Source organism: Polaribacter sp. BM10 (assembly GCF_002005425.1).
Classification (GTDB): Bacteria; Bacteroidota; Bacteroidia; order Flavobacteriales; family Flavobacteriaceae; genus Polaribacter; species Polaribacter marinaquae.
On record NZ_CP019704.1, the window covers coordinates 1,139,647 to 1,160,306 of the forward strand.

Here is a 20,660-nt window from a genome sequence, read left to right on the forward strand (position 1 = left end):
AACTTCTATATTTACAGAGTGGAATGTAAATTTATTGTTAATAACAAATTCAAAATATAGTTATTATTTAACAAATTATACATGAAAAACTTTAAATTATTGTTATTTGGTATTCTTTTAAGTACTTCATTTACAATGTTTGCTCAACAAACTGTAAAAGGTATCGTAAAAGAAAAAGCATCGGGTGATCCTTTACCGGGTGTAAGTGTAGTAGTAAAAGGTACTACTAAAGGAACAGAAACCGACTTTAACGGAAACTTTAGATTAGAAAAGGTAAATACAGGAGCTATTCTTGTTTTTAGATACTTAGGGTATGCCGATAAAGAAATTACTATTGGTACAGATGTAAACTTAACTGTAGAACTTACAGAATCTTCTGAACAATTAGATGAAATTATTGTTGTTGGTTATGGTACTACAACAATTAAAGATGCAACTGGCTCTGTAGAAGCTATTACTGCAAAAGAATTTACAAAAGGAAATATTGTTACACCAGAAAACTTATTAAATGGTAGAGTTGCCGGTGTAAACATTACAACAAGTGGTGCTCCTGGTTCTGGATCTGAAATTACCATTCGTGGTGGTTCTTCTTTAAGTGCATCAAACGCACCATTAATTGTTATTGATGGTTTACCAGTTACTAATAACGGTACTGCTGGTAGTAGAGGAATCCTTTCTAGCATTAACCCTGCAGACATCGAATCTTTTTCTGTACTTAAAGATGCTTCTGCAACTGCAATTTATGGTTCTAGAGCTTCTAACGGTGTTATTATTATTGTAACTAAAAAAGGAAAAAGTGTTTTCTCTTTAGATTATGATTATCAATACAGTGCTGGTGAGGTTTTAGATAGAATTAACGTATTTTCTGCAGACGAATTTAGAAACCTTGTAAACTCTCAACCAATTTCTGGTACAACTTTAGATACTAGTTTATTAGGTAATGCCAACACAAACTGGCAAGACGAAGTTTTACAAAACACAGTTTCTACACAGCACAACATTACTGCAAAAGGATCTCTTTTTAATAAAATACCAACTAGATTATCTGTTGGTTTTTCTGAACAACAAGGTGGAATTATTACATCAGAATTTGACAGAGCAAACGTTTCTTTAGCAATGAATCCTTCTTTCTTTGAAGATCATTTAAAGGTTTCTTTAAACTACAACAGAGCATTTACAAATAGTAGATTTGCTGCTGGTGGTATTGGTGCTGCTTTAAGATACGATCCAACGCAACCTGTAAGAGCTGCAGGACCTTACGGTGGTTTTTATCAACATTACACAGGCGGAAGTTCTGATTTTGTATTAGCTAATGGTGGTACAAACCCAGTTGCTAGCTTATTACAAAACAACAACACTGGTAAATCTTTTAGACAATACGGTAATTTAAATTTAGATTATAAATTCCATTTTTTACCAGAACTAAAATTTGTTGTAAACGTTGGTTTCGATAGAACAGAAGGAAGTTACATTTCTAACGGATCTGTTTTAGGACCAAGAAGTTTTAATACAGTAGTAGTTGGTAATAATTCTTACGGAAACCAAAATAGACATAACGAATTATTAGATTCTTACTTTAATTATACTAAAGAGTTTAAAAACGTAAAGGCAGATATTACTGCAGGTTATTCTTACCAAGAATTTACTGGAGACGGTTTTAACAGCGGTAACTTAAACGACCCTAACAGCAGTAGAGATACATACGTAAATACACCAGAAGTGTTAATTGGTTTTTTTGGTAGAGCAAACTTTACATTTTTAGAAAAGTATTTACTTACATTATCTTATAGAAGAGATGGTACTTCTAAATTTAGTTCAGAAAACAGATGGGGTAATTTCCCTGCGGTTGCAGCAGCTTGGAGAATTAGTGACGAAGATTTCTTAAAAGATTCTGATGTAGTTTCTAACTTAAAGTTAAGAGCAAGTTATGGTATTACTGGTCAGCAAGATATTAGCAACCCAGAAATTTACTTAACTACTTACCGTTTTGGTAATAGTAACTCGCAATTTTTATTTGATGGTAACGCTATTCAATCTACAATACCACAACCATTTAACCCAGATATTAAATGGGAAGAAACTACAACGTTAGAGTTTGGTTTAGATTATGGTTTATTTGACAATAAAGTTTCTGGTACATTAGGCGTTTTTCAAAAGAACTCAAACGATTTATTATTTGATACTCCTATTGCAGATGGTACAAACTTTACCAATAACATTACAAGAAACATTGGTGAATTACAAATACAAGGTGTAGAATTCTCTTTAAATTCTGATGTAATTAAAACTGATGACATTGATTGGAACTTAAACTTTAACGCAACTTATATCGATAGAGAAATTACTTCTATTCCGTTAGGTAGAGATTTAAATGTAGGTTCTATTGCTGGTGGTACTGGTGCTACTATTCAAGTGCAAAGAGAAGGTTTTGCTCCTAATTCATTTTACGTTTATAAACAATTATATGACGCAAACGGCGCTCCAATAGAAGGTGCTTATGCAGATTTAAACGGAGACGGAATTGTAAATGCAGATGATAGATACATTAAAGACAATGGTCTTGCAGATGTAACTTTAGGTTTTCAATCTAACTTTAACTACAAAAACTTCGATTTATCTTTTAATTTAAGAGCAAGTATTGGTAATTACGCTTACAATAACGTAAACTCTTCTACTGCACAGTATGCATTATTACAAGATCAGCAAGTTTTAGGTAACATACCTACTTCTGTATTAGATTATAATTTTAGAAATACAGCAGATGTAATTTCTTCTGATATTTATTTAGAAAACGCTTCTTTCTTAAGAATGGATAACATTACTTTCGGGTACACAATCAATCCATTAATCAAAAAGTTCTCTGGAAATAGCATTCGTTTATGGGCAGGTGTTCAAAATGTATTTACAGTTACAAATTACTCTGGTTTAGATCCAGAAATTTTTAACAACGGTATAGATAACCTAAACTTTCCAAGATCTAGAACTTTCTTGTTAGGAGCTAATATTAAATTTTAATCAAATTAATTATGAAAACAAATTTAACAACATATAAAGTAATGATGTTGGTAACGATATTTTTCGTTTCATTTACATCATGTACTAAAGATTTAGATATTACTCCTCAAGATGATCAAACATTATTAGGAGAAGACTTTTTCGCCAATGAAACTTCCTATAAAGAATTATTAGCTGGTGTTTATGCAAACTTATCTTTAACAGGTATTAATGGCCCAGAATCTTCTAACATTATTGGTTTAGATGCAGGTACAAGTCAGTTTGGTAGAACTTTATTATACTTACAAACTCTAGCTGCAGATCAAATAATTTGGTCTTATGAAAATGATGGTGGTGTTGCAGGGATTCAAAGAAATAACTGGACAGACCAAAACCCATTAATTTTAGGTATGTTTAGTAGAACACATGCAACAGTAGCATTTGCTAATAATTTTTTAAGAGAAACTACTTCAGAAAAATTAGATAGTAGAAATGTTTCTACTGATGTAAGAGCAGATATTGTTACCTACAGAGCAGAAGCAAGATTATTAAGAGCAATGTCTTACTACTACTTAATAGATTTATTTGGTCAAGCAAACTTTGTAACAGAAGAAGATCAAGTTAATTCTATACCAAAAGCAGCAAACAGAGCAGAACTTTTTACTTATGTAGAAGCAGAATTAAAAGCTATCGAAGCAGATTTATTAGATGCAAAAACAAACGAACATGGTAGAGCAGATAAAGCTGTAGCTGCAATGATTTTAGCTAAATTGTATTTAAATGCAGAAGTATATATTGGTGAAGCAAAATATGACGAATGTGTTGTAGAGCTTAACAAAATAATTAATGCTGGATATTCTTTAGCACCAGATTATTTATTAAACTTTACTGCAGACAATGATACCAATGCGGCAACTAATGAAATTATTTTTCCTTTAGTTTCAGACGGTACAATTGTTCAAAATTACGGACCAACAACTGTTTTGGTAAACGGTTCTGTAGGTAGTTTAGAGGCTAACGGCGCACCATTAGGTGTTGGCGCTGGTGGCTGGGGAGGCGCAATCAGATTAAGAAAACAATTTGTACAATTATTTGATGGTGGTGTTTTCTTGCAAGACACAAGAAATAACATTATCTCTGGTTCTAGAAGCATCGATATTTTAGATATTTCTAATAAAGACCAAGGTTATGTAATCGAGAAATTTTCGAATGCAAAATCTACAGGAGGTTTTGGTTCAGATCAAACTTTTGTTGACACAGATTTTCCTTTATTTAGATTTGCAGATGTTTATTTAATGTATGCAGAAGCTCACTTAAGAGGTGCTACAAATACATCAGAAGTAAATGCTTTAACGTACATTAATAATTTAAGAATTAGAGCTAACAATCCACAGACAATTACTTCTGCTGAGTTAAATTTAGATTTTATCTTAGATGAAAGAGCAAGAGAATTGCACTTAGAAGCTCATAGAAGACAAGATTTAATTCGATTTGGTAAGTTTACTGGTGGTTCTTATAATTGGACATGGAAAGGTAATGGTACAAATGGTATTTCTTTACCAAGTCATTTAGACTTATACCCTATTCCTTCTGCAAGTTTAGCAACAAGTCCAAACTTACAACAAAACTTAGGTTACTAAAAACTAATACATTTTAAGAATGAAAAATATAAAAAGATTTTCAGTATTTGCAATCATTGGAATGCTACTATTAGCATTTAATGCTTGTGATGATAGTTCTGAATTATTCGAAATATCGACACCTACAGCTGCTAATTTATCAGAATTAAGTTTCTCTAAATTAGAACTAGATGATGTTAACACAAATAACCCTGCTTTAACCCTTAATTGGGATAAAGCAGATTACGGACAACAAGCTGCCGTAAATTATACTGTAGAGTTTTCTGCAGACGAAGAGTTTACCGCTCCGGCTATTGCTACTGTAGTTACTGGTTTAAACTCGGTAACTTTATCAGTAAACGAAGTTAATGCTGCTGCAGGAAATGCAGGTTTAAATCCTTTCGAATGGAAAGATTTATATGTTAGAGTAGTTTCTTCTTTAGGAACTCAAAATAGTGCAAAAACTCCGTCAAACACAATAACTTTAGAAGTATATCCTTTCTTTAATTACGTTTTTAACGATTTTTATATTGTAGGTGATGCAACTGCACCGGGTTGGAACAACAACAACAACAATCCTGCTTTATTTAGAGATGCTGATGATAGTAATACTTATTATTATACAGGTTTCTTTGCAGATAACGGACACTTTAAGGTTTTAGCTACTAAAGGTTTATGGACACCTCAATACGGTACAGATGATGGTTCTTCTGTTGGTGTAAACGATGGTACAGGTTCAGACCCAGAAAGATTTCCTACTGCAGGTGCTAGCGGAATTACAGCTGGTTTTTATACTTTTAAAATTAACTTTGCTAGTAACACTTTTTCTTTTGAACCTTTTGATGAAACAGGAATTACAAGTCCTGCAAGTTTATCTTTAAAAGGTACAAGTACTGCAAATGTAGCCTTAACTCCTTTAGATTTTGATGGACATATTTGGACTGCTTCAAACGTAAAATTAAACCCAGGAAATGTAGAATTTGTTACAGATGCTGGTGCTAAGTGGGGTAATACAACTTCTTTCTCTGGAACAGCTACTGTTGGCGGTGGTGCAATTCCGGTTGTTGTAGAAGATGAATATGATGTTTGGTTTAATGACTTAACAGGTCGTTATATCTTAATTCCTTTGAATTTATAATTTCAAAATAACTTATAACAGCGATATAATGAATACATATATAAAAAAAATAAGCTACTTATTTTTATCATTAACACTTATTTTAGGTGCTTGTGATGCAAATGAGAGCTTAACAGTAACAAGCCCAGAAGCTGAGTTTGTTTTAAAAACTCCTGGAATTAGCAATATTTTCTTAAATTTTGCTTTACCAGATAATCCTGCGTTCACAATTACTTGGAACGATGATATTAATACAGGCGCTACTTACAGCGTAGAAATGTCTTTAGATGCAGAGTTTAGTGCACCAGTTGTATTAGGTTCTACAGAAAATAAAAACTTTTCTATAACAGTTGCAGAACTTAACGACGTTTTAAGTGATGCTAACATTAAGTCTTATGAAGAAACAGGAGTTTATTTAAGATTAAATACAGGTTCTGAAGTTTCTAATACAATTTTATTTCAAGTATCTAAATTTGTAGTTACACCGCCTGCTTTTACAAGTCCTGATAATGGTTTAAGTGTAGTTATTACTGATACAAATCCAGATGATATTGCATTAACTTTAACATGGGAAGATCCAGAAATTACTGCTAATAGTACAGTAGATGTAACTTATAATGTAGAAATGGATTTAGCAGGAAATAACTTTGCTGCTGCAACATTAATTGGTACATCAGACACTAATACATTCGAAATTTCTCATGATAATTTAAATGATTTAGTAATTGCTGCTGGAGGAAAAGCAGATGAAGCAACAGATTTCGATTTTAGATTAATTGCAATTGCAAAAACGGCTGGTGGAGATTTAAATAGAACATCAGAATTAATTACGCTTTCGTTAACAGCATTTAAAGCAGCAATACCAGATAATTTATATATGGTTGGTGCACACAATGGATGGAACAATGCCGATGTAACACAACAATTTTACAACGATGGTAATGGTGTTTTCTCTAGAGTTCAAACTTTTTCTGCAAATGATGAGTTTAAAATGATTCCTGTTTCTGGTGACTGGGGTGGTGATTATGGTGAAGACCCTAACAATCCTGGTAAAATAGTACAAGAAGGAGAAAACAATATTAAAGTTGAAACTGCTGGAACTTATTTAGTAATTGTAGATTTTAATACTTTAAGCTATAAGCTATCTAACATCGATACTTTATTTATGGTTGGTGCACACAATGGATGGAACAATGCCGATGCTTCTCAACAATTTAACACATCAGGAAATGGAGTATTTACAAGAATGCAAACTTTTTCTGAAGGAGATGAATTTAAAATGATTCCTGTTTCTGGTGATTGGAGTGGTGATTACGGTGAAGATCCAAATAATCCTGGTAAAATTATTCAAGAAGGAGAAAACAATATTAAAGTTGCAGCCGCTGGTACATTTATGGTTACTGTAGACTTTAACGATTTATCGTTTAGTTTAGTAGAAGTACCTGTAAACTTATATTTAGTAGGTTCTCCTAATGGTTGGGATAATGCATCTGCACCTGCTTTTACAAAGTTAGAAGATGGTGTCTTTGAAATTACACAAACTTTAACCGCTACAGATGAGTTTAAATTTTTGCCAGTACAAGGTTCTTGGGATAATGACTGGGGAGAAAGCGGAACTTATGCAGGTATGCTAGTTAGAGATAATGAAAGTAACGTAAAATCTCCTGGAGACGGAACTTATAAAGTTACTGTAGATTATACAAAAGGAACTGTTACAGTTCAATAAAAAATAATACTATTTATAAAGGCTGTTCTTAATCGAATGGCCTTTATATTTTACAATTAACTCTATGAAAAAAATTACCTCTTTACTTTTATTATTATTCTCAATAATAAGTTTAGCACAACAACAAAATGTAAATTATGCTGTTTCGCCTATTTCTTTTGATACTACAGATGAAATAACAATTACTGTAAACAACATCAACCCTGCTGCTTGGGGTGTTACAGATGTATATTTATGGTCTTGGTCTTATGATTTAAATGATGCTAATGAAATGGATTCGCCTAACAATGGTAGTTGGACCAATTCAAGCGAAGCGCAAAAAATGACCAGAATAAACAATACAACATACGCTATTACCTTTACGCCTACAACTTTTTATAACAGAACAGAAATAGGACGAATTGGAATGTTAGTGAAAGCAAAAAATGGCGACGGAGATAAGAAAACTCAAGACAAAATTTTTGAAGTTGGTAAATTTCAGGTGACTTTAAATGCTCCTGTAGAAAAAAACTCAATTTTAAATTCTGGAGATCAGCTTTCTATTTCTGCAACTGCTGGATTAACTTCAAACTTTAATTTAAAAGCAAACGGTACTTCTATAGACCAACAATCTAATATTACAAATTATGACTTTTCTGCAACGGTTACAGAAAACACAGATTTTGTTTTAGAAACTACAAATAATGGTACAACAATTACAAACGAATTTTCTGCAATTGTAAAACCAACCGTTACAGAAGCTAGTTTACCTGCCGGATTAAAAGATGGTATCAATTTAAACCCTACAGATAACACAAAAGCAACATTAGTCTTTTATGCGCCTTTAAAAGAATTTATACATGTATTGGGCGATTTTAATAATTGGACTTTAAACAATAATTATTTATTAAAAAAAGATAGTTCTAAAGATCGATTCTGGATTGAATTAACAAATTTAACGCCTCAGCAAAATTACACTTATCAATATTTAGTTGATGGTGAATTAAGAGTTGCAGATCCTTATTCTACAACAATTTTATCAGAAAATAACGATACTTATATTGATAATGTTACATATCCCGATTTACCTGCTTATCCATCAGGAAAAACTACAAACGTTGTAACTTTATTAAGAACTGGTGATGCAGATTTTGTTTGGCAAACAACAAATTTCACAAAACCAAAGAAAACAGACTTAGTAATTTACGAATTATTAATTAGAGATTTTGATGCTTTACATAGTTTTGATGCTGTAAAAGCAAGATTAAATTATTTACAAGATTTGGGTGTAAATGCAATAGAGTTTATGCCTGTTAGTGAGTTTGACGGAAATGAATCTTGGGGTTATAATACTTCATTTCATATGGCATTAGACAAGTATTATGGTAACAAAAATTCTTTTAAATTATTAATTGATGAATGCCATAGAAGAGGAATTGCAGTAATTTTAGATGTTGTTTACAATCATGCTTCTGGTCAAAATCCGTATTACAGAATGTACAATACAGATAATGGTGGTTTTGGCGGACAAGCAGCTGCAAACAGTCCATTTTTTAACGCAACGGCAAAACATTCTTTTAGTGTTTTCAACGATTATAATCACAGCAAACAAGCTGTAAAAGATTATGTTAAAAGAACTACACAATATTGGATTGATGAATACAAAATTGATGGTTTTAGATGGGATTTAACAAAAGGTTTTACTCAAAACTGTACTGCTAATGATGAAACTTGTACAAGTAATTACCAACAAGATAGAGTTGATGTTTTAAAAGAATACGCAGATTATCAATGGGAAAAAGATCCAAACTTTTATATTATTTTCGAACATTTAGGTAAAAATGAAGAAGAAAAAGAATGGGTAAACTATAGATTAAATGAAGGAAAAGGAATTATGGTTTGGGGAAATCATAACGGAAATTATAGTGAAGGAACTTTAGGTTTTAATTCTAATGGAAAATCTGATATTTCTTGGGTTTCTTATAAAAAAAGAGGTTTTTCTGTACCAGCAAACGTAAGTTACATGGAAAGTCATGATGAAGAAAGATTGATGTATAAAAACCTTCAATTTGGTAATTCTAGCGGTAATTATAGTGTAAAAGATCTAGCAACTGCTCTTGACAGAGTTGAATTAGCTGGTGCTTTTTACTTTACAATACCAGGACCTAAAATGATTTGGCAATTTGGCGAATTAGGTTATGATATTTCTATCAACCAAAATGGTAGAGTTGGTAATAAACCAATTTTATGGAATTATTTTGATGTGGAAGATAGAAAGGATGTTTACAATACGTATTCTAAATTAATACAGTTAAAATTAAAATATGATATTTTTGAAACTTCTAACTTTACATTAGATGTTGCTAATTCTAATGGTTTAAAGAAAATTCAACTTACAGACACTTCTTCATCAGAAATGCAATATGTAACAATTATTGGTAATTTTGGAGTTACAACACAGAACATAATCCCTTCTTTTCAAACTTCAGGCACTTGGTATGATCTATTAAATGATAACGCTACAAAAACCGTTATAAACGTTAATAGCACAATTACCCTAGCACCAGGAGATTTTAAAGTGTATGGTAATATGCCAGCAGCTCTTTCTACAGAAGATGTTTTCTTAAATAATAAAATAGCTGCTTACCCAAACCCTACTTTTAATAATTTTAGAATTAATGCTGATACTAAAAAAGTAGAAATCTATAATTTACAAGGAAGAAAAGTAAAGCAATTTAAAGGTAATTTTAATTCAACATCAGAATTTTCTGTTGAAAATTTAAGTAAAGGAGTTTACTTTATTAAAGTTGATAATTTAGATTATTCTCTTAAAATCATAAAAAAATAACAACTTTTGCAAAAAAAAAGGTCTTCAAATATTTTGAATACCTTTTTTTTTTATAAAACTATTTCCTTTTTTGGTTTAAAGGAACTGGTTTTTCTATTTTATTTACAGGTGTACCATATAAATCATAATCACCCGCATCATGAATTTTTATATCAATAAACTCTCCTATTTTTATATAATGCTCTTTTGCATCAACAATAACATCATTATCAACGTCAGGCGAATCAAATTCTGTTCTTCCATAGAAATACTCACCGTCCTTTCTATCAAATAAACATCTAAACGTTTTTCCTATTTTTTGCTGATTTAATTCCCATGAAATTTGAGATTGAACTTCCATTATTTCATTTACTCTTTGAAACTTAACATCAGCAGGCACATCATCTTCTAAAACATAAGCACCTGTATTTTCTTCATGAGAATATTCAAAAGCACCTAAACGCTCAAAACGCATTTCTTCTACCCAATCTTTTAACTCTTGAAACATTTCTTCAGTTTCACCAGGATACCCAACAATTAAAGTTGTTCTTATTGCCATTTCTGGCACTGCTTCTCTAAATTTATGAATTAAAGCTGTTGTTTTTTCATGAGTTGTTCCTCTTTTCATCGATTTTAACAACTCTGTGTTTATGTGCTGTAACGGAATATCTAAATAATTACAAACTTTAGGTTCTCGTTTCATTACATCTAAAACATCCATCGGAAAACCAGTAGGAAATGCATAATGTAAACGAATCCACTCGATACCATCTACTTTTACCAAAGCTTCTAACAATTCTGCTAAAGCTCTTTTTTTATAGATATCTAAACCATAATAAGTTAAATCTTGTGCAATTAGCATAATTTCTTTAATTCCTTTTTCTGCTAATTTTGTTGCCTCTATAACAATATCTTCTATTGGTGTAGATTTATGTTTACCACGCATTAACGGAATCGCACAAAAAGAACATGGTCTATCGCAACCTTCTGCTATTTTTAAATAAGCATAATGTTTTGGTGTTGTTGTTAAACGTTCTCCAATAAGTTCATGCTTATAATCTGCTTCTAAAACTTTTAAAAGATTTGGTAAATCGTGTGTTCCAAAATATTGATCTACATTCGGAATTTCGTTTTCTAAATCTGGTTTATATCTTTCACTTAAACAACCAGAAACAAAAACTTTATCTACCTCACCTGCTTCTTTTCTTTTAGCATAATGCAAAATAGTATCAACACTTTCTTCTTTTGCTTTACCAATAAAACCACATGTGTTTATTACAACAATGTTTCCATCATCTTCCGGATCTTCATGAACAACATCTTTTCCGTTTGCTTTTAATTGTCCCATTAAAACTTCACTATCGTAAACGTTTTTAGAGCAACCTAAAGTAACAACATTTATCTTATTTTTTTTGATGGTTTTTGTACGCATATTTCTAGCTTTTAGCCTAAGTAATATTTACTTAAAACTTTAAATCTTATTTATAATTGTTTTATTTACTTAAAAATAAAAACGAGTGCAAAAATAGTACTTTTTAAATGATTGGTATTCTTTCTATTGATAGTTTTTAGGCATTTTTCTAACTTTTGTTAATTGTTCGAAAGCATAGCCAATTTCTAAAAGCTTTCTTTCTGAAAAAGGAATACCTATAAAGGTTAAACTTATTGGCTCACCGCTATCTTTATATCCCATAGGTACAGTAAGTGTTGGGTATTTTGCTACTGCTGCAATACCAGAATGATAATTGTTAATAGATAAGATTGCATCTAAATTTCTCTCTTTTAATGCATTTAAATATTTAATTCCTTCATTATTTAATTGCTTTTTAATTGTTGCTAATTCGCTTAAAGTTGTTTCATCTTTAACAATACCGTCAAATAACTGCTGCCCATAAGGCGCTCTAAGTAAACTATCTTTTAAATTAAAAATAGTAATATCTTTTACTGATTTATGCATTACGTTCTTATCGGCATTTGTAGATAAATATTTTGGTAAATCTATTTTCATATCAATGTTTAACAATGTTGTAAATCCATCAAAAGAAATTTCTGGCGGAGTAATTTCTTCAATTTCTACACCTACTTTTCTTAATTTATCAACAGTTAAAGCATATATCGAATCTGACAAAAGACCTTTAATTACACCTAATTTTTTTCCGTCTAAACTATTTTTAAATCCGTTCTGAAAATAATCTTCATCAATAGATTTAGATGCCGAGTCTAGTTTATCAAAACCTAACATAGCATTCATAAAAATAGCATTATCAATAACATTTTTTGTCATCGGACCAGGTGTATCTAAAGTACTAGAAATAGGCACAATACCTGTTCTACTTAAAACTCCAATAGTTGGTTTTAAACCCACCACAGAATTTAAACTAGATGGTGAAGTTATAGAACCCGCAGTTTCTGTTCCTACAGCTGCAACAGCAAAATTTGCTGCTACTGTAACACCACTTCCTGCAGAACTTCCTCCTGTTTCAAATTGACCTCTACCATAAGGATTCAAGGTTTGACCACCAACAGCAGAATAGCCTAAAGGGCAACCAGAGCAAAAGAAATAAGCCCATTCACTTAAATTTACTTTTCCTAAAATCAATGCTCCGTTTTCTTTTAGTTTACTTACGATAAATGCATCTTCTGTATTGTTATTTTCTGCCAAAGCAATTGCACCTGCAGTTGTAGGCATGCCTTTTGTATTGATATTATCTTTTAATAGAATTGGCATACCAAAAATAGAGAAATCAGAAATAGACGTTTTACTTTGATCTTTTTCTCTTGCTTCTTTTAATACATTAGGATTAAGACTAATAATGCTATTTAATGATTTTGTAGAATCACTTTCAAACTTTCTAATTCTATATAAATAGAAGAGAGTTAACTTTTCATAAGAAAGTTTACCGCTTTTTATGTTTTGCTGTATCGTTGGTATGTCTTTCTCTAAAATTAACGGTTTTAAACTATTATATTCTTCATTAGAAAAAGTAGATAAATCATTTTCAAAGGGTTTAAAAACTGTGTTCATATCTAAATATTTAGACTGAAACAATTTAAATTGCATTCTTTTATTTTTATGATTTTGCTGCTCTTTTAATGCACCTAGTTCATCATATTTTTTAAAAATTACATTAGGTTGTTTTTCTGCTTTCTTGTCACATGCAGATAAAAAAAGACCGATTGATAAAATAAATAGTAGTTTTTTCATAAATTAAGCTATATTTTCAAATATACAATTTTAAACCATTTTAATAATTAACAGTCTTAAAAACAAAGTTTTTACATGAAGTATCTTATTTGTTTTTTTACAACTCTAATACTTTTTTCTTGTAGTATAGAAAATAAAATTGAAGAAAATCTAGAAAACCTAAATCTAGAAACTTATTTTCCTGATAATAATACTGATAATTGGGATGCTATTTCTTTAAATGAACTTAATTGGAATGAAGCTGAGCTACAACCACTACTAAATTATTTAGACGAAAAAAACACCAAAGGTTTTATAATTCTATATGATGGTAGAATTGTAGTAGAAAATTATTTTAACAACCATACTGCTAGCACTAATTGGTATTGGGCAAGTGCTGGCAAAACACTTACTGCGACTGTTGCAGGAATCGCAAATGACAATAATCTTATAAGTTTAGATGAGAAAGTTAGTACCTATCTAAATCAAAATTGGACAAGCATACCTATTGATAAAGAAAACTTGATTTCTTGTGAAAATTTATTAAATATGACCTCTGGTTTAGATGATAGTTTAGGTGATTCTATTTCTGCTGACAACTTAAAATATATTGCTGATGCTAATAATCGTTGGGCATATCATAATGTATATTTGAAGATGCAAGATGTTATCGCTAGTGCAAGTAAGACTACCTTTAAAAGTTATTTTGAAAACAATTTAAAAAATAAAATTGGTATGTCTGGTAGTTGGATAAAACTAAATAACTTAAATATTTATTGGAGTACTACAAGAAGTATGGCTCGTTTTGGATTATTAATTCAGAATAAAGGTAAATGGAATGATACACAAATTGTTTCTGAAGATTTTATTAGAAAAGCAACGAGTACATCACAAAACATAAATAAATCTTACGGATATTTATGGTGGTTAAATGGTAAAACTAGTTACCAACTGCCACAAAGTCAATTTCAGTTTAGTGGTTCTTTAATTCCAAATGCACCAAATGATTTATTTTGTGCACTCGGTAAAAATGATCAAAAAATATATATTATACCAAGTAAAAAGCTTGTTATTGTTAGAATGGGTGCATCAGCAGATGCTTCTAATTTTGCGCTTTCTAATTTTGATAATAACTTATGGGAGAGAATAAACGCGCTTATAAATTAATAAAAAAACAAAAAAGTCTCTAAAATTAGAGACTTTTTGATATAATTTAAAATGTAATTTTCTATTTGAAAAAAGAATCTACAAACTCATGTTTGTTAAAAACCTGTAAATCATCAATTCCCTCTCCTACTCCGATATACTTTACAGGAATTTTAAACTGATCTGAAATACCAATAACAACTCCTCCTTTTGCTGTTCCGTCTAACTTTGTTACAGCTAAAGAAGTTACCTCTGTCGCTTTTGTAAATTGTTTTGCTTGTTCAAATGCATTTTGACCTGTAGAACCGTCTAATACCAGTAAAACATCATGTGGTGCATCTGCAACAACCTTTTGCATTACTCTTTTTATTTTAGTTAACTCATTCATTAAATTAACTTTATTATGTAAACGACCTGCAGTATCTATAATTACAACATCGGCACCTTGCTTTACTGCAGATGTTAATGTATCAAAAGCTACAGAAGCAGGGTCAGATCCCATTTCTTGCCTTATAATTGGCACATCTGTTCTATCTGCCCAAACTTGTAATTGATCTATTGCAGCTGCTCTAAAAGTATCTGCTGCACCTAATACAACTTTTAAACCTTGTTTTTTAAATTGAGATGCCAATTTACCAATTGTAGTAGTTTTACCAACACCATTTACACCAACAACCATTAATACATAAGGCATTTTATTACCATTTGCATCATTTGGTATTTCTGGTATTTTAAATTCTGTTTCGTTACCTAAATTTGTTTCTGATAATAAACCAGCAATTTCTTCTCTTAGAATTTTATTTAATTCTTCTGTACCAACGTATTTATCTTTAGCAACCCTAGCTTCTATACGCTCTATAATTTTTAACGTAGTATTTACACCAACATCAGAAGCAACTAATACCTCTTCTAAATTATCTAAAACATCATCATCTACTTTAGATTTACCGGCTACAGCTTTAGAAAGTTTATCAAAAAAATTAGTTTTTGTCTTTTCTAATCCTTTATCTAAAGTTTCTTTTTTTTCTTTTGAAAATATTTTTTTAAAAAAACTCATTTTTATATTTTAATCTATACAAAAAATACGTTAAAAAACGTGCCATTTGTTGGGTTAGGTCAAATTGTCACTAAAAAAAGCCTTTTGCGTTAGCGATAGAGGCTTTGTTGGAGCTCCTTGAAAAGAGCGACTGCCGAAAGCGCGACCTTTTTAGGAACGCCCAAAAGTACGGAATATTAGGGCACAAAAAAAACTACTTTCTAATTTTAGAAAGTAGTTTAGATATATTTATATAGTAAATATTACTTTTTTGCTAAGAAATCGTTTACTTTAGAAGGATCCATGATCTTCTCTACAAACATGTAAGCTCCTGTTTTAGGAGATTTAACCATCTTTATAGCTTTACTTAATCTTTTTGATGAAGTTTGTAACGATGCTACTGTTTTTTTTGCCATTGTCTAATGTTTTTTATCTATGTGCTCTATTCGGAGTTCTAGATATGTTTAAATTACTTAATTTCTTTGTGAACAGTCATTTTATTTAAAATAGAGTTAAATTTCTTAATCTCCATTCTATCAGGACTGTTTTTCTTGTTCTTAGTTGTAATGTATCTAGAAGTACCTGGTTTACCAGTTGCTTTGTGCTCTGTACATTCTAAAATTACTTGAACTCTGTTACCTTTTTTTGCCATCTCTGTATAATTTTAATCTGCTTAAACTTATTTAGTTAAAAAACCGTTAGCTCTTGCTTCTTTTATAACTGCAGAAATTCCTTTCTTGTTAATATTTTTTAAAGCAGATGCAGATACTTTTAAAGTAATCCATTTATCTTCTTCTGGAATGTAAAAACGCTTTGTCATTAGATTAGCGTCAAACTTTCTCTTAGTTCTATTTAAAGCGTGAGAAACATTGTTCCCAACCATTGCTTTTTTTCCTGTTAATTCACAAACTCTAGACATCTTTTCGACAGTTTTATTAGTGTTATCTCTAAACGAGGTGCAAATTTACAAATAAATCTAGTTTTGAGCAAAATAATTTTACAAATTTTTAAAGAATTTCTTTCTGAAGAATTTCTAAAGCTTTGCTTACAGTTCTATTAATCACTTTTTCTCTAGGTTGACCAAAATCAAAAGCTCTTACAAACTCTTCATTATCAGATACAAAAGCAACAAAAACAACTCCAACACTTTTATCTGTCTTATCTTGTGTAGGACCTGCATTACCTGTAACGGCAATTGCATAATCTGTTTTTAATTTATTTTTTACACCTTTAGCCATTGCTAACGCAACCTGTTTGCTAACTACAGAATGCTCTTTTATAATTTCTGCAGAAACATCTAGTAAATTTATTTTAGCTTCTTCGGAGTATGCAACAATACTTCCTTTATAGTATGAAGAGGATCCTGGAACCGCGACCAAAGTTGCTGCAATTTTACCACCAGTTAAACTTTCTGCAGTCGCTAATGTTTTTTTATTTTTTGTTAGCAACTCTCCTACTCGCTTTTCTAAAGAGTTATCGTCGTCTAAACCAGTTATAAATTCTGGAATTAATTTATAAACTTCATCTACTTTAGATGTTAATTCTTTTTCTAAAAGTTCTCTATCTGTACCTTTTGCAGATAAACGTAAACGAACTTTACCAAAAGATGGTAAATACGCCAACTTTATATAACCCGGTAAATTATCTTCAAAATGCTCTAATGTTTCTGCGATAGTACTTTCTCCGGCTCCATAAGTCATAATTGTTTTATGAAATATGTAAGGTAACTGATATTGCTTTTGAATTCTTGGTAATACTTCATTTACAATTAATCCTTTCATCTCATAAGGTACGCCTGGTAACGATACAAAAACCGTTTCGTTTTCGAAAAACCACATTCCGGGTGCTGTACCAAATGTATTCATTAACAAGGTTGCTTTAGAAGGCAATTGTGCTTGTGTTTTTTGAATTTCTTTAAAAGGATGATTTATTTTTTTAAAAAGTGCTTTTATATGAGCAATAACTTCTGGATACTCTATAACCTCATCATCTTTAAAATAAGTTGCAATTGTTTTTTTGGTAATATCGTCTTTGGTTGGCCCTAATCCGCCAGTTAAAATAACAATATCTACTCTTTCTTGCGCCTCTTTTAATGCGTTTAAAATATGTTGTTTATCATCTTGAATAGATGTTACTTGATAAACCGATACTCCTATTTTATTTAATTGCTGACCAATAAATTGAGAATTTGTATCTACAATTTGACCAATTAAAATTTCATCTCCTATTGTTATAATTTCTGCATTCATTCTTTTCCTATTTCATTTATATCTGTATCGTTTCCGTTATTTTTTGCTAGTCTTTTTCTTAAAAAGACAAATAAAATATACGGAATAATAATACTTAATAAGACTGATAAATTTTTGTTGTAACTATATTCTTGGGTAATTTCAAAATCTTTAACAAAGCCATAAACTAGCAAATAAAGTAGTCTTATTGCTATGGATATAGTAAAGCCAATAAAAAAATAGATTACTTGATTTTTTTGATAACGTTTTGCTAAATAAACAAAACAACTACCTATAAATACAGAAGCTATTATTTGAAAAATAAAATTAACCAACTTTATTTTACTCTAATATTAAAAGCTTCTTTACCTTCTATTACACCTTTTAAAGTATCATTTTCTGCAACTTTGCCAACACCCGCTGGAGTACCAGTGTAAATAATATCTCCTTTTTTTAATGTAAAATATTGAGAAACATATGCAATTAATTCATCAATTTTCCACAACATTGCGTTAGTATTTCCGTCTTGTACTATTGCATCATTTTTATACAATTGAAAATTTAAATTTTCTAAATCAAAGTTTTCCTTCGGATAAAACTCACCAACAACTGCGCTTCCATCAAAGGCTTTTGCTTTTTCCCAAGGCAATCCTTTCTCTTTGCATTTAGCTTGTACATCTCTTGCTGTTAAATCGATTCCTAAACCAATTTCATCATAATATTTATGCGCAAACTTTGTGTCTATATGTTTACCTACTTTATTTATCTTTACTAAAACCTCTACTTCATAATGAACATCATTAGAAAAAGGCGGAATAAAAAAAGGGTTTTTTCTTGGTAAAATTGCAGAATCTGGTTTTAAAAAAACAACAGGGTTTTGTGGTTTTTCATTCGCCAATTCTTCTATATGTTTTGCGTAATTGCGCCCAATACAAATTATTTTCATACTCAATTACTAATTTTAATTACGAATATTACATCCGTAATTGATCATTTATAATTAAAAATTATTCTCCTGCTTCCGGAAAAACAATAGCTCTATTTCCTGAAACTATTATTTGATGATTTAAATGGTTTTTAACAGCTCTTGCTAAAACCAACTTTTCTATATCTGCACCAATTCTCTTTAATGTAAACGGTGTACTTTCGTGTGTAACAGGTTCTACATCTTGCTCGATAATTGGGCCTTCATCTAAATCTTCTGTAGCATAATGTGCTGTTGCTCCAATTAACTTTACACCTCTTTCATACGCTTTTTTATAAGGATTTGCACCTTGAAAAGCTGGTAAAAAAGAATGATGAATATTAATTATTCTTTCTGGATATTTGTTAATAAAGTTAGAAGATAAGATTTGCATGTAACGTGCCATTATTGTCAAATCAATTTCATTGTCATCTAATAACTTCATTACTTGTGCTTCTTGAGCTTCTTTTGTATCTTTTGTTACTGGCAAATAATAATAAGGCACATTAAACATTTCTGCAATATGTCTTAACTTATCATGATTGCTTATAATTAACTTTACGTTACAATCTAATAAACCCTCTTTGTTTCTAGACAGCAAATCATATAAATTATGACTTGTATGAGAAACCATAATAGCTACATTTTGTCTATCATCACCATAATATACAGACCAATCTATTTGTAAAGGTTTAGATAACTCTACAAAACTATTTTCTAAAACAGCTCTAGAAACTTCTGCACCTTCTGCATCTAAACGAATTCTCATAAAATATGTGTTCTCTGTGGCATTTACATATTGCTGACAACTAACAATATTAAAAGAGCGTTCGTAAAAGAAATTGGTAATTTTTGCCAATAATCCTTTTTGATCTGGACATTTTATAAGAAATGTTACTATTTGTGGTTTCATTGTAATTAATTGTGATGTATTCATATCAAATTACGAGATTAAATAATCTAGCAATTCTAAAATTTATTGTTAGCTATGGAATCCATTTTTTTGGAAAGTTAGGTTTTCTTTTTTCAAGAAAGGCATCTCTTCCTTCTTTAGCTTCATCTGTCATGTAGGCTAAACGAGTTGCTTCTCCGGCAAAAACTTGTTGCCCAACCATACCGTCATCAGTTAGATTCATTGCAAATTTTAGCATTTTTATAGAAGTAGGCGATTTTTCTAAAATTTCTTGTGCCCATTGATATGCAGTATCTTCTAATTCATCATGCGGAATTACAGCATTTACCATTCCCATTTCATAAGCTTCTTGTGCAGAATAGTTTCTACCTAAAAAGAAAATTTCTCTAGCTTTTTTCTGACCAACCATTTTTGCCAAATACGCAGAACCATAACCACCATCAAAAGAAGTTACATCTGCATCTGTTTGTTTAAAAATTGCATGTTCTTTAGATGCTAAAGTTAAATCGCAAACAACATGTAAACTATGTCCGCCACCAACTGCCCAACCTGGCACAACACAAATAACCGCTTTTGGCATAAAACGAATTAAACGTTGTACTTCTAATATATTTAATCTGTGATAACCATCTTCACCAACATACCCTTGATGTCCGCGTGCTTTTTGATCTCCGCCAGAACAAAAAGAATAAACACCATCTTTTGTACTTGGTCCTTCTGCAGACAATAAAACAACACCAACACTTGTATCTTCGCCAGCATCATAAAATGCATCGTACAATTCTTTAGTAGTTTTTGGTCTAAATGCGTTTCTTACATTTGGTCTATTAAACGCTATTCTGGCAACACCGTTGCATTTCTTATAGGTAATATCTTCGTATTCTTTAACAGTTTTCCACTCGGGTTGTATCATATTTTTGTATTTTA

Annotated in this window: 16 protein-coding genes; 6 read left to right on the forward strand and 10 right to left on the reverse strand. The window is 30.8% G+C overall.

Annotated features, from left to right (window positions below):
• The first annotated feature begins 81 nt into the window (after positions 1–81).
• From BXQ17_RS05080 to BXQ17_RS05100, 5 genes are all read left to right on the forward strand, one after another.
• Positions 82–3,015, forward strand: coding sequence for a SusC/RagA family TonB-linked outer membrane protein (locus BXQ17_RS05080; protein WP_077809610.1), 2,934 nt, complete (start codon positions 82–84; stop codon positions 3,013–3,015).
• Positions 3,016–3,026: 11 nt separating this feature from the next.
• Complete coding sequence (locus BXQ17_RS05085) at positions 3,027–4,634, forward strand: RagB/SusD family nutrient uptake outer membrane protein (RefSeq protein WP_077809611.1); 1,608 nt, start codon at positions 3,027–3,029, stop codon at positions 4,632–4,634.
• A 19-nt stretch (positions 4,635–4,653) separates the two neighbouring features.
• On the forward strand, positions 4,654–5,751 hold the full coding sequence (locus BXQ17_RS05090; protein WP_077809612.1) for a SusE domain-containing protein: 1,098 nt from the start codon (positions 4,654–4,656) through the stop codon (positions 5,749–5,751).
• A 28-nt stretch (positions 5,752–5,779) separates the two neighbouring features.
• Positions 5,780–7,456 (forward strand): SusE domain-containing protein, encoded by a 1,677-nt coding sequence (locus BXQ17_RS05095; protein WP_077809613.1) that lies wholly within the window; start codon positions 5,780–5,782, stop codon positions 7,454–7,456.
• Between the two features lie 64 nt (positions 7,457–7,520).
• A complete protein-coding gene (locus BXQ17_RS05100; RefSeq protein ID WP_077809614.1) occupies positions 7,521–10,283 on the forward strand; it encodes an alpha-amylase family glycosyl hydrolase in 2,763 nt (920 codons plus the stop codon).
• Between the two features lie 58 nt (positions 10,284–10,341).
• Here the strand turns inward: BXQ17_RS05100 and rimO are convergent, their stop codons facing one another.
• Together rimO and BXQ17_RS05110 are read right to left on the reverse strand one after the other, a co-directional pair.
• Positions 10,342–11,694: a 30S ribosomal protein S12 methylthiotransferase RimO gene (gene rimO / locus BXQ17_RS05105; protein WP_077809615.1), complete on the reverse strand. Its 1,353-nt coding sequence runs from the start codon at positions 11,692–11,694 to the stop codon at positions 10,342–10,344.
• Positions 11,695–11,817: 123 nt separating this feature from the next.
• Positions 11,818–13,467, reverse strand: coding sequence for an amidase family protein (locus tag BXQ17_RS05110; protein WP_077809616.1), 1,650 nt, complete (start codon positions 13,465–13,467; stop codon positions 11,818–11,820).
• Between the two features lie 75 nt (positions 13,468–13,542).
• Here BXQ17_RS05110 and BXQ17_RS05115 point away from each other — a divergent pair, with 75 nt between their 5' ends.
• Complete coding sequence (locus tag BXQ17_RS05115) at positions 13,543–14,613, forward strand: serine hydrolase (RefSeq protein ID WP_077809617.1); 1,071 nt, start codon at positions 13,543–13,545, stop codon at positions 14,611–14,613.
• Between the two features lie 61 nt (positions 14,614–14,674).
• Here BXQ17_RS05115 and ftsY read toward each other — a convergent pair whose 3' ends face one another.
• The 8 genes from ftsY to BXQ17_RS05160 form a co-directional block, all read right to left on the reverse strand.
• Positions 14,675–15,649, reverse strand: a complete 975-nt coding sequence (gene ftsY, locus BXQ17_RS05120) for a signal recognition particle-docking protein FtsY (RefSeq protein ID WP_077809618.1) — start codon at positions 15,647–15,649, stop codon at positions 14,675–14,677.
• 242 nt (positions 15,650–15,891) lie between these two features.
• Positions 15,892–16,044, reverse strand: coding sequence for a DUF4295 domain-containing protein (locus tag BXQ17_RS05125; protein ID WP_077809619.1), 153 nt, complete (start codon positions 16,042–16,044; stop codon positions 15,892–15,894).
• A 53-nt stretch (positions 16,045–16,097) separates the two neighbouring features.
• Positions 16,098–16,280 (reverse strand): 50S ribosomal protein L33, encoded by a 183-nt coding sequence (gene rpmG / locus BXQ17_RS05130; protein WP_077809620.1) that lies wholly within the window; start codon positions 16,278–16,280, stop codon positions 16,098–16,100.
• 27 nt (positions 16,281–16,307) lie between these two features.
• Positions 16,308–16,547, reverse strand: a complete 240-nt coding sequence (gene rpmB / locus BXQ17_RS05135) for a 50S ribosomal protein L28 (protein WP_077809621.1) — start codon at positions 16,545–16,547, stop codon at positions 16,308–16,310.
• An 88-nt stretch (positions 16,548–16,635) separates the two neighbouring features.
• Positions 16,636–17,877, reverse strand: a complete 1,242-nt coding sequence (locus BXQ17_RS05140; protein ID WP_077809622.1) for a competence/damage-inducible protein A — start codon at positions 17,875–17,877, stop codon at positions 16,636–16,638.
• 316 nt (positions 17,878–18,193) lie between these two features.
• Positions 18,194–18,802 (reverse strand): fumarylacetoacetate hydrolase family protein, encoded by a 609-nt coding sequence (locus tag BXQ17_RS05150; protein ID WP_077809624.1) that lies wholly within the window; start codon positions 18,800–18,802, stop codon positions 18,194–18,196.
• A 61-nt stretch (positions 18,803–18,863) separates the two neighbouring features.
• Positions 18,864–19,733 carry a formyltetrahydrofolate deformylase gene (gene purU, locus BXQ17_RS05155; RefSeq protein WP_077809625.1) on the reverse strand — a complete coding sequence of 290 codons (870 nt, stop codon included), beginning with the start codon at positions 19,731–19,733 and terminating at the stop codon, positions 18,864–18,866.
• 73 nt (positions 19,734–19,806) lie between these two features.
• Complete coding sequence (locus BXQ17_RS05160; RefSeq protein ID WP_077809626.1) at positions 19,807–20,646, reverse strand: 1,4-dihydroxy-2-naphthoyl-CoA synthase; 840 nt, start codon at positions 20,644–20,646, stop codon at positions 19,807–19,809.
• Positions 20,647–20,660 lie beyond the last annotated feature (14 nt).